Here is a 10,867-nt window from a genome sequence, read left to right as displayed (position 1 = left end):
CAGTAGTGAAACGAAACAGCGCCGATGATAGTGTAGCATTTGTTATGTGAAAGTAGGACATTACCAGGCTCCAAATACAAGAAAGCCCGATTCGAAAGAGTCGGGCTTTTTTACGTCTGTAGGAAAGTGAAAATATCAGCTATCAGCTGCACAGCGTTAACCTGACCATCGTAGCGTGGGTTGAGTATTACGAAACCCATGGGCAAAATAGCGCACCGACTCTAAATACAAGCAAGCCCGATTCAAAAGAGTCGGGCTTTTACGGGTGTAAAGGAAGCATCCTTAAAACAGTCCATAGGCTTCAGTTTCTTGCTCTTGAGCGCTGCTCGATGGTTCAAGGTCTTTGGGCTTAAATATTGCGCTAGGATCAATAAGTACACTATGTTTATCAGCGAGTTTGATCAGTCCATACATCATGCTTCTTGTTTGGGGGTCAATATCAAAACCAACTTCGGTAAGCTTATCTAGTGGTTTAATATCTTCTTGTTTATATTCAATATTATCTTCAACCTTATCAACTAATAGGCCTACATGAGGGGTCATGCCATCTTTAGTGGTAAACACAATAATAGGTTTATAATCTAAAGTGATTTGTTCTATTGCAGAGTCGAATAAACGCTCTAGGTGAATAAGATCATGTCGCCTTATAATCTCAAGTTGAGTACTAACTTGTTTGCTGTTGCCTTTTTTATATGCATCTATTGCACTGGTCAATTTGTGTAGAAGCGATTTAAACGGGTCATCAAAGCGTGACATAGTATTTTTTAATTCATCGTTATCAGTTTTAAACTCCGTATAAAACTGTTCAAAATCAGTAAGCTCATACTGATTCGCCTTTAACGAGCTTTGCGAAACGAGTAGTTCTTGCTCTAATTTATTAAACCAAGCAATTAGTTGTTTTTGCCAAGATTTAAGTTGCTTTAAAGCATCTAAATTACTGCGCTCAGTAGATACTCCATTTAAAATGATTCCAAGATCAAATACAGGGGTTGGGATCCCCATATAATCTTTAACGCCCAAAAAGCTTTTATTATCGTTAGGTAACACCGTGAGGTTATTATTAAATTGTTCCGTTAATAAGATATCAAGAATCTTAAGTGAAATGGTTTTATAACCCACTTTAAAGTTAATTAAGTCCATAGTTTCCTCACATACTTAGTTTGTATATTAAGGATAGAACAATATTTGGAAGGTACTTATTTATTCACATAATAAGAGCGATATACATTACGCTTATTTTTATTTTTTGTATCAATAAAAAACTTTTTGATTATTTTATCATTTATTAACAGTGAATTAAGCTCTTTCAATAGGCACGAGTGTTTAAGCGGTAATTTGCAGTTTGCTGCAGCCCTACTAAATGCCATTGCATTAATATAACCTTCAAAATGAAGACGGTTGGGTTTTGTAATCTTGTTTGCTTGCATATCGGCCAAAAATTCATTACAAAAATTATCATTACATGTGAGTGGATTAGGAACAATTTCTGTAACCATAATATGTGAGGGTGTGGTTACTTCACCAAATAAGTCAAAGCTAGGTACAAAAGAAACACTGGTATAGTCTGGGGCAAAATTCTTCGCATGTGCACTGTTTATAAATTCACCAAGTGGTGCGTAGGTGCCAACTAAACAGATAGCTGTCACCCCACTGGTTTGTAAGGCATTAAGCGCTGATGCTACATCATGACTATTACGTTGATAACGCGCTACTTTTATAGGCGACAGATCATATTTTGCTAGTTCTTTCCTTAGCCCCGATTCTACGTACAAGCCAAACTCATCTGCTTGAATAAATAGCCCTATCTTTGTATGTTTGCGCTCCTCTACTAAGTATTTAATTTGCTCTGCGGCTTCGTCATTGTAGCTTGCTCTTAAATTAAATATGTTAGCTCGTGATTTATCATGTAGGAAGCTCGCCCCACTAAAAGGCATTAAGAACGGAATTTTTGATTGCTCTAGTAAAGGTATAATAGCATGGCTGGTTGGGGTGCCCATGGCACCAAACAATGCATCGACTTTGTCGGAATAAATAAAAGTACGGGTATTATTAACGGTTTGTTTTGGTTCGTAATTATCGTTAGCAACTAGAAGCTGTACCTCCGCGCCATTTATTCCACCGGCATTATTAATCTTGTTAAAGTAAATGCTACTGCCTTTATACAATTGTTGACCAATATTTTGAGCCGGTCCGCTAAGCGCTGTAGACATGCCAAGCTTAATAACTTTGCTATTATCTTGCTCTGCAAAGGCTAAAGGCTGCCCTAAGACTAATGCAATGGAGGCAATGCTAAGGTGTATTATTATGCGAAGTGCGTTCATACCAGTTATTTACAGCCTTTTTTAATAATATATTAAACGGCTTTATGCCATTCACACCTAACTCGGTTTGGATATTTTTAGGTTTCCAATTTTGTAATACTAGCCTAATAAAAACAGATTGGAAATTATCCTCATCATTTGGCAAGCTAAGAGGAGATGCCCAAAAGCTTCGCCATAGTAAAGGTGTAATATTAAATAGCTGATAGTCACTTGTTAACATAGACTTTAATCTTGATTGATCAGCTATGCTATTGGTATGAGTATTAAAGCGTGAAACAATTTTTGCTACCAGTTTATAATCTAGCTGACTAAAATGGCTGAGCAATTGCAAAGGAAAATCAGCTTCGAACTGGGCTGTTAATTGTTCTAGTAGTTGGTCATTTTTAGTTAAGCTCTTAATAACTAATGCGCTATGTTCACCCGTTGCCTTATCTTTTTGAAAACCCAGCTTAACCAAATTAAAGTCATTATTTTGCCAAAAACTAAGTAATTGCGCATTAGCACCAAAGCTAGCACCAAACCAATCACACTCGTTCTGTAATTGCTGTTCACAGTAATGAAGTAATTGTGTTCCTAGGTGCTTATTGTGCTGCTCTGGGTCAATGGCAATTCGCACCACGCGAGCGCAGTATTGTTTTAATACCTCAGGGTTAAAGCTTAATTGTGCAAGGCTTTGCGCCATTAAGTGCCCTTGAGGGCGGCGCTTACCTTGCACTACTTCATCACTCAACGATGTAGTAAAGCCACCTTCTATCGCTACTAAACACACACCAAGAATATTATCACCTTGTTGACAAACAAATAGGCGTTGCCCAGCGGCATCTAGTAAGTGACGTAAGTCATTCACACTGGTTTGATAATGTGCGAGTGTTAGTAAGCCAACAACTTGATGAAGCAGTGGCTCGTCGTTAGTAAGTTGATTTGCTTGCAGATGCTTAAATTGTAGGGGAGCAGTATTCAAACTAGCGCTGTGATGTTCTGCATCCAAAGCTAAGAGTGTACGAAGGTGCAGCTCTAAAGGATCGTGCTTTGCAAAACGGATTGGCTGCTCAAGACTGATGCTACGCATGTTTTTAAAATGCGTTTTGAGGTAACGAGTAAACTTTAAAATATAACCGCGACCATTACCTTCATAGCCAATCATAGTGCTTGAAAAGACCACGCGAGGATAAAGGTGAAGAATTTTTATGAGAATTGGAACAGGGATTGCTGCTGCTTCATCAATTAATAGCAAATCGCACTGCGGTTGTTCGTTCAGTAGTTGATCAGGCGCCACATAGTGCATGTTTGCAATGTGTTTATCGCCAGCTCGATAATCTATATCAAGCTCACTCGCTAAGTGCTTAAAACTACTGTGCAAAGCACGAAATTGCATAGAGCAAATAAGTATGTTTTTATCGCTGAGTTTACTTGCTGCAATACCTAATGCGGCTGATTTTCCTCTTCCCCGATCTGCATTAATTAATAATGGTCGATTTGCTCGTCCGTTTGCCGTTTTTATTATTAATTCAATACACTGTTGTTGCTCGGTAAAGTCAATTTCACCAGTTGATAGATTCGTATCGGTAATACACTGCCAACCATTTTGCTGGCTAAAATGCAGTAAAGTAGTTTTGCTTAGTAAGTGAGCTAAGCGTTGATTAAAAAAGCTGTAAGGGTGCATTTGCCCAAAAGATTGAAATAAGGGAAGGGCATCATCACACCAGTGTTCAAGTTCTTTAAGTTCGGGTAGCAATATAATTAAAAAACCACCTGCTTGCACAACGCCACTGAGCGCGGCTAGTTTATCTGGCACCAGTCCACTGTAGCCGTCATAAACAGCATGGGCGCACTCTTGCCCTAAAATTTGGTGGGTATGCTCTGGCCAATGTGCATTAATTAAATGAGTGCTTTTAGACAGCACAAAGGAGGGTTGCTGTAAATGAACAAGCAGCTGAGTGCATTGCTCATAACACCAGTTTTTATCGCCTGTAAGCAGCAGTAACTGGCGATGTTTCGCATTCGCAAGTTGTTGCTGTACACGCTCTACAACGCGGTTAAACGGCTTGTAATCTTGCATAAGCTGTTACTAACCACTTACTGCCTAAGTCGTCAAAGTTAACTTGTACGCGAGATTGTGCGCCACTGCCTTCGTAGTTGAGTACGGTGCCAATGCCAAACTTTGCATGCAGCACGCGTTGACCTAAGTTAAATCCGCTTTCTTCAAATGCAGCATGGCTAACCGATGCGCTAAAGCGACCGGCTGCAGGCGGACGAGATACTTGCGTTTTTATGCGAATTTCTTCTACGCAGTCCTCAGGTATTTCACGTAAAAAGCGCGATGGGCTGTGATATTTCTCTTGGCCATATAAACGGCGGCTTTCGGCATGGCTTATATAGAGCTTATCCATAGCGCGGGTCATACCAACATAACACAGGCGGCGCTCTTCTTCTAAACGGCCGGTTTCTTCATTACTTTGCTGAGATGGAAACATGCCCTCTTCAACACCGACCATAAACACTAAAGGAAACTCCAAACCTTTAGCTGAGTGAAGCGTCATCATTTGTACGGCGTCTTCATGCTCATCGGCTTGGCCTTCGCCAGACTCAAGTGAGGTGTAAGCTAAAAAGCCTTGTAGTGGCGAGCTAAACTCTTCCTCTTCAGGGAGTTCATACTGATCGCAGGCACTAATTAATTCTTCTAAGTTTTCTACTCGAGCGCGGCCTTTTTCGCCTTTTTCAGCCTGATACATAGCCATTAACCCTGAGGTTTGAATCGCGTATTTAGCTTGCTCATGCAACGTTAAGTCACTAATTTTATCTTCAATATGCTCAATAAGTTCGACAAACTTTGCAACAGCTCCAGATGCTCGACCCGATAAATGCTGTTGTTCTACAATGGCTTTAGCAGCATACCAAAGCGGCAAAGATTCAGCGCGAGCGCAGTCACGTATATGGCTTAATGTTTTGTCGCCAATGCCTCGGGCTGGGGTATTAATTACACGCTCAAATGCCGCATCATCTTGGCGGTTACCCACTAAGCGTAAGTATGAGAGGGCATCTTTAATTTCTTGACGTTCGAAGAATCGCATACCACCATAAATTCGGTATTTTAAACCTTCTTGTAGCATCGCTTCTTCAAGCACCCGCGATTGCGCATTACTACGATATAAAATAGCCGCATCTTGTAGTGCGTTCCCCGCATTTAGCCAGCTGCGTAATTTGCTACTCACAAAGCGCGCTTCATCTAGCTCGTTAAAGGCGGCATAAATAGAAATAGGTTCGCCGTCGTTACCGTCAGTCCACAAGCTTTTACCCATACGCTCGGAGTTATTCTGTATAAGTGCATTAGACGCTTTAAGAATAGTGGCAGTCGAGCGATAGTTTTGCTCAAGGCGAATCGTCTCTGCATCAAAGTCTGTTAAAAAGCGTTTGATATTTTCAATTTTAGCGCCACGCCAACCGTAAATACTTTGGTCATCATCACCTACAATCATGATGCTACTAGTATCGCCCGCAAGTAGTTTTAACCATGCATACTGAATAGTATTGGTATCTTGAAACTCGTCTACTAGCATGTGCGCAAAGCGCTGTTGATAATGACGAAGCAGGGTTGGGTTATTTTTAAGGACCTCATAGCTACGTAGTAATATTTCTGCAAAATCAACTAGGCCCGCTCTATCACAAGCTTCTTGATAGGCGGCGTAAACGCGCAGCATCATTTGCTCATTAATATCGTATGCCTGAATATCTTTAGGGCGTAAAGCTTCATCTTTTTTAGCACTTATGTACCAACCAAACTGTTTAGCAGGCCATTTTTTATCATCAATATTCATCGATTTTAACAAGCGCTTGATCATGCGAAGCTGATCGTCTGAGTCTAAAATTTGAAAGGCTTCAGGTAAATTTGCTTCACGGTGATGCGCCCGTAAAATTCGGTGCGATAAACCATGGAAAGTACCAATCCACATGCCGCCAACAGGGGCTTTTAGAGTTTCTTCAACCCTTGAGCGCATCTCTTTAGCGGCTTTATTGGTAAAGGTTACCGCAAAAATACTGTAGGCAGAGGCTTGCTCTACTTGCATTAACCAGGCAATACGATGAACCAATACTCGAGTTTTACCTGAACCTGCTCCTGCTAATACCAGCATGTTTTGTAATGGCGCTGCAACGGCATCGCGTTGTTTATCATTTAAGCCATCGAGTAATTCTGAAACGTCCATCGTTACGCCTTTTTAATCAATAATGAGAGCAGTATAACAGGTGTTTTTGTTAGGCTAAATAAAATACTGTTTTTATAAACAGCTATTATAAAAATAACCACTAAAACCAATCAGCTGGTTAGTTTTTTACGTGAATAAGTGACTAAGACTAATAATAAAAATAATCAAATTGACCTATATTTAGTAAAAAATACCAAAGCAATTAGTAAGTATTAATTTAACCATCTGATTTTTAAGCTTTAATAAATTGGCATAAAGTGTGATAGTAAGTAAATAACTAAAATTCAAAATTAATTAACTACAGAGGTGAGTATGGCTGATCAAGGGTCTGGCGGTAATGTAATTGCTGCGTTGTGTAATATATTTTTTCCTGGTTTAGGACAATTAGTACAAGGGCGTATTCTAGCTGCTATATTTTTTGCGCTAGCTATTGTTATAAGCTATGCGCTTATATACGTACTCGTTGGGTTTGTATTAGTGCCTATTATTTACTTATGGTCGATAATTGATGCGGCAAGATACCGCTCGCGAAGTTAGGTATTTAAACGTTTTATAAAAATAGCGCTGATTGGCGCTATTTTGCGTTTTAGAGTCGGTGTTTTGCACTATTTACGGGTATAATAGCGTTATTAGCGTTTAATAAGTAACAGTTATGGAATACCAATTTATTCGCGACCCTATTAGTGGGTTAAGAATTAAAATAAGCAGCGAGCATGCGATTATAGGCCGTTGGTTAAATGAAGAAATAGGCAAAGACAAAGTGGCTATAGTGCTGGCGCTTATTAGCTCGGTGAGTTCAAACTTTGAACCGTTAACACTTAAAGGCCAAGAAATTGACCTGATCCTTTCTAAAGATGAAGCGTTATTTGAAGCGCATGCGCTGCATCAAGATAACGAAGATATATTAGCCTACCAAGATGACGAATTAATGCTTGAAGAGAATGATTTAAGCAGCGGTTGTGGTTTTGAAGACTTTGTTGACCTGATCAACTCATGGCATGAGTTTTCGGCTGGTCGTTAAGTTATATTATCTGTATTATTACCCTAATTATAAATCCAACAGTGGAACCAATATGTCTGCGAATTTAAACAAGCTAGTTGTTATGCTAGAAATGCAAAATGCCATGAATACCAAAGTACATGAGCAATGGTTTAGCCAAGGCTTTGAATGGTACAGAGCTATTTGGGTTGAATGTGCAGAAATGTTAGACCATTACGGTTGGAAATGGTGGAAAAAACAAACACCAGATACTGAACAGGTGATTTTAGAGCTGGTTGATATTTTTCATTTTGGCTTATCGTTGCGTATTGACGGTGAGACTAGCTACGAGCAAATAGCAACAAAACTACAAGCCGAAATGAGTGCACCACAACAAGGCGATGACTTTAAGCAAACACTTGAATTATTAGCAGCCAGTGCTGTTGCCAATAAAGCGTTTAATGCAGCCGCTTTTGCTGGTTGTATGGCGCAAATAGGCATGGATATTGATGATTTATACCGTGGTTATGTAGGTAAAAATACGCTTAACTTTTTCCGCCAAGATCATGGTTACAAAGATGGCAGCTACATTAAAGTATGGCATGGTCAAGAAGATAACGAACACTTAGTAGAAGTAGTTAAAAGCCTTGATACTGAACATGCAGATTTTGCAAAACAGGTATATCAAGGCTTAGTAGCGCGTTACCCAAAAAGCTAATTATATAATAGCGCGGTAGTCGGTTACGCTTAAGTAATCGCTTATATCGTTATGTGGTTGCTGACTATTAGGGTTAGCAACCGCAAGTAAATGCTCAATGCCGTATTTTCGTGCGGCATTTAATACCGGTAAACTGTCATCTACAAATAAAGTGCGGCGTTTATCAAACCCTAAGTCCTCTTGCACTTTATGCCACAAACTTTGTTGCTCTTTACTTACTCCATATTCATGAGTCGATACCACCCCGTCTAAATAGTTATCAATAGCGGTATGTTCAAATTTAAGCATTACGCATTCAGGATGGGCATTGGTAAGTAAAATGAGCTCTTTACCTGCTCGTCTAAGTTCAGTTAAAAAATGCGGAACGTCTTCACGAATTTTGATTAAGTGGGCAGACTGGCGCTTTAGTTCGAGAATAGGTAAGTTTAGCTGTGCTTCCCAATAGTCAGAGCAGTACCACTGAATTTTGCCACTCACAACCTGATAGCGTTTTAAGATATCTGAGCGGGCTTCCTCAAAACTGATATTTTGAGCCAGAGCATGTTGTTGGGGTACAACATTGAGCCAAAAGTCAGTGTCGTAATGTAAATCAAGTAAAGTTCCATCCATGTCGAGTAATACAGTATCGATTTTTGACCAGTTGAGCATGATGTATCCTTGTGAAAACTACTTTTTGAAATGAATAAGTTGCGATGAAGTAGATTAATGAACTTTGTTAATTGAGTTATTAAGGTATAAATCCGACAATATTATATTAAGAGCGTATTCGTGGCCTAAAATAAAGAATTAACCTTAGCTAAACCCGAGAATTATTTGCTCAATTAAATTGCTTTTAATTCAAACTGAAACTCGCATCTTATACTCATTTGGGTATATGATTAGTATAACTGCAATGATAGCAAATTGATGCCCATGACACAGAAAAAGCACCCAACACCACCACAAATTCTCAGTAATAATGTTGTCGCTAAAAGTCGCTTATTTACTGTGGAGTCTTTAGAACTAAAATTTTCAAATGACGAAGAGCGTCAGTATGAGCGAATTCGCGGCGGTGGCCGTGGAGCCGTTATGATTGTACCTATGACCACTGAAAATGAGTTATTACTGGTTCGTGAGTATTGTGCAGGCACCAATGACTATCAGTTAGGGTTTCCCAAAGGGCTGATTGACCCAGGTGAAACGCCTGAACAGGCTGCAAACAGAGAGCTCAAAGAAGAAATTGGCTTTGGCGCTGAATACTTTGAAGCACTTAAAACGGTCACTATGGCACCGAGCTATTTTAACGCAACCATGCATATTTTGTTTGCTAAAAATTTATATCCTGAAACCTTACTAGGCGATGAGCCTGAGCCCTTAGTGGTGGTGAAATGGCCACTTTCACAGTGGCAGTCGTTATTAGAACAACCTGACTTTACTGAAGCACGTAGTGTTGCGGCTCTGCTATTATTAGATAAGTATTTAGCCTCAGGAGACATTAATGAATAAACTTCTAGAGCCATGTATTGAGCTTGCGCAAAGTGCAGGGGATGCCATTATGTCTTTGTATAAAAAAGACGATATTGGTCAGCAAGAAAAATCAGATAATACGCCAGTAACCAAAGCCGATCTTGCCGCAAATGATGTGCTCGTAGCAGGTTTAAATGCGCTTGCTCCCGACATCCCAATTATGTCAGAAGAAACCCCCATTCCAGCGCTGCAAGATAGACAGCACTGGCAACGTTATTGGTTGCTTGACCCAATGGATGGCACCGGTGAATTTATACTCGAAAGTGGTGACTTTGCCGTTAATATTGCATTGATAGAAAATAACCACCCAGTGTTGGGGGTTATTCATTGGCCAGCAAAGGGCGTGACCTATTATGCAACGGCTAAAAATGGGGCATTTAAGCGTGAAGGTGAGCACGATAAACAAATATTTGTAGCACCGCCCGAGAGTTTAACTTTGGCTGTAAGCCGCCGCCAAAAAATAGAAGCAGTTAGCCAGTATCTAAATGCGCAATTTGCAACGGTGGCTTTAGGTTCGTGTTCACTTAAGGCGTGTATTGTTGCTGAGGGTAAAGCAGATTGTTTTTTAAGAATAGGTCCTACAGGTGAGTGGGATACGGGTGCATCGCAAGTTATTGTTGAAGAAGCGGGCGGCTGTATTACCGACGCTGAATTTAATCCTTTAACGTATAACCAAAGAGAAAGTACAGAAAATCCGGATTTTATTGTTATGGGTCATCCCGACTGGGAGTGGCAAAAAATGATAAATCCACATCAGCGATTACTGTAAATACCACTGTTTGATGGGTTTTTGTTCACTTAAACGCTTTTAATTAGTAAAACCTTGCATTATAGGTTTATTCCTATATTATAGCGCTCTCTTCGAAACAGGCTTGTGAATAACACAATACTGTTACTAAGAAATTACAGGCGCGGGATGGAGCAGTCTGGTAGCTCGTCGGGCTCATAACCCGAAGGTCGTCGGTTCAAATCCGGCTCCCGCAACCAATTTTTTTAGAAAATTAGGTACTGTAAAAACTCAAGCTTAAGAGTAAAAATTAAGTAGTCGATAGACTTTAAATATACAGGCGCGGGATGGAGCAGCCTGGTAGCTCGTCGGGCTCATAACCCGAAGGTCGTCGGTTCAAATCCGGCTCCCGCA

General features: G+C 40.1%; 10 protein-coding genes and 2 tRNA genes. 7 read left to right on the top strand and 5 right to left on the bottom strand.

From position 1 onward, the window contains the following. Positions 1-282: 282 nt before the first annotated feature. Genes MTF66_RS38215 through uvrD form a run of 4 tightly spaced genes read right to left on the bottom strand, consistent with a single transcriptional unit; the run spans position 283 to position 6,523 of the window. Entirely contained in the window at positions 283-1,140 is an 858-nt protein-coding gene (locus tag MTF66_RS38215) for a chemotaxis protein (protein WP_054202804.1), read from the bottom strand. A 56-nt stretch (positions 1,141-1,196) separates the two neighbouring features. After that, positions 1,197-2,321, bottom strand: a complete 1,125-nt coding sequence (locus tag MTF66_RS38210; protein ID WP_248530336.1) for an ABC transporter substrate-binding protein — start codon at positions 2,319-2,321, stop codon at positions 1,197-1,199. Further along, positions 2,290-4,380, bottom strand: a complete 2,091-nt coding sequence (locus MTF66_RS38205) for a GNAT family N-acetyltransferase (RefSeq protein ID WP_248530335.1) — start codon at positions 4,378-4,380, stop codon at positions 2,290-2,292. The genes MTF66_RS38210 and MTF66_RS38205 overlap by 32 nt, the downstream gene beginning before the upstream one ends. Next, on the bottom strand, positions 4,358-6,523 hold the full coding sequence (gene uvrD / locus MTF66_RS38200) for a DNA helicase II (protein ID WP_008108265.1): 2,166 nt from the start codon (positions 6,521-6,523) through the stop codon (positions 4,358-4,360). The genes MTF66_RS38205 and uvrD overlap by 23 nt, the downstream gene beginning before the upstream one ends. A gap of 312 nt (positions 6,524-6,835) precedes the next feature. On the opposite strand from uvrD, the gene MTF66_RS38195 reads away from it, so the two are divergent. The 3 genes from MTF66_RS38195 to MTF66_RS38185 all read left to right on the top strand — a co-directional run bounded on the left by MTF66_RS38195 (position 6,836) and on the right by MTF66_RS38185 (position 8,220). Beyond that, positions 6,836-7,060: a hypothetical protein gene (locus MTF66_RS38195; protein WP_006791382.1), complete on the top strand. Its 225-nt coding sequence runs from the start codon at positions 6,836-6,838 to the stop codon at positions 7,058-7,060. A gap of 115 nt (positions 7,061-7,175) precedes the next feature. Next, positions 7,176-7,544 (top strand): YacL family protein, encoded by a 369-nt coding sequence (locus MTF66_RS38190; protein WP_248530334.1) that lies wholly within the window; start codon positions 7,176-7,178, stop codon positions 7,542-7,544. Positions 7,545-7,596: 52 nt separating this feature from the next. Continuing rightward, positions 7,597-8,220 (top strand): dUTP diphosphatase, encoded by a 624-nt coding sequence (locus MTF66_RS38185; RefSeq protein ID WP_248530333.1) that lies wholly within the window; start codon positions 7,597-7,599, stop codon positions 8,218-8,220. On the opposite strand, the gene yrfG is transcribed toward MTF66_RS38185, so the two are convergent. After that, positions 8,221-8,868: a GMP/IMP nucleotidase gene (gene yrfG / locus MTF66_RS38180; protein WP_248530332.1), complete on the bottom strand. Its 648-nt coding sequence runs from the start codon at positions 8,866-8,868 to the stop codon at positions 8,221-8,223. 264 nt (positions 8,869-9,132) lie between these two features. Between yrfG and nudE the strand changes: the two genes are divergently transcribed. From nudE to MTF66_RS38160, 4 genes are all read left to right on the top strand, one after another. Beyond that, a complete protein-coding gene (nudE, locus tag MTF66_RS38175) occupies positions 9,133-9,705 on the top strand; it encodes an ADP compounds hydrolase NudE (protein ID WP_248530331.1) in 573 nt (190 codons plus the stop codon). Next, on the top strand, positions 9,698-10,495 hold the full coding sequence (gene cysQ, locus MTF66_RS38170; RefSeq protein ID WP_008108277.1) for a 3'(2'),5'-bisphosphate nucleotidase CysQ: 798 nt from the start codon (positions 9,698-9,700) through the stop codon (positions 10,493-10,495). The genes nudE and cysQ overlap by 8 nt, the downstream gene beginning before the upstream one ends. A 141-nt stretch (positions 10,496-10,636) precedes the next feature. Then, a tRNA-Met gene (locus MTF66_RS38165) sits at positions 10,637-10,713 on the top strand. An 81-nt stretch (positions 10,714-10,794) separates the two neighbouring features. Then, a tRNA-Met gene (locus MTF66_RS38160) sits at positions 10,795-10,867 on the top strand.

The sequence above is a fragment of the Pseudoalteromonas sp. 2CM39R genome, assembly GCF_023161845.1.
The sequence above is the reverse complement of the archived record's forward strand: the minus strand, read 5'-3'. Positions and strand labels throughout refer to the sequence as shown.

Coding starts and splice junctions, on each gene's coding strand:
- MTF66_RS38215 (WP_054202804.1), bottom strand. CDS start 1,140: ATGGACTTAATTAACTTTAAAGTGGGTTATAAAACCATTTCACTTAAG.
- MTF66_RS38210 (WP_248530336.1), bottom strand. CDS start 2,321: ATGAACGCACTTCGCATAATAATACACCTTAGCATTGCCTCCATTGCA.
- MTF66_RS38205 (WP_248530335.1), bottom strand. CDS start 4,380: ATGCAAGATTACAAGCCGTTTAACCGCGTTGTAGAGCGTGTACAGCAA.
- uvrD (WP_008108265.1), bottom strand. CDS start 6,523: ATGGACGTTTCAGAATTACTCGATGGCTTAAATGATAAACAACGCGAT.
- MTF66_RS38195 (WP_006791382.1), top strand. CDS start 6,836: ATGGCTGATCAAGGGTCTGGCGGTAATGTAATTGCTGCGTTGTGTAAT.
- MTF66_RS38190 (WP_248530334.1), top strand. CDS start 7,176: ATGGAATACCAATTTATTCGCGACCCTATTAGTGGGTTAAGAATTAAA.
- MTF66_RS38185 (WP_248530333.1), top strand. CDS start 7,597: ATGTCTGCGAATTTAAACAAGCTAGTTGTTATGCTAGAAATGCAAAAT.
- yrfG (WP_248530332.1), bottom strand. CDS start 8,868: ATGCTCAACTGGTCAAAAATCGATACTGTATTACTCGACATGGATGGA.
- nudE (WP_248530331.1), top strand. CDS start 9,133: ATGACACAGAAAAAGCACCCAACACCACCACAAATTCTCAGTAATAAT.
- cysQ (WP_008108277.1), top strand. CDS start 9,698: ATGAATAAACTTCTAGAGCCATGTATTGAGCTTGCGCAAAGTGCAGGG.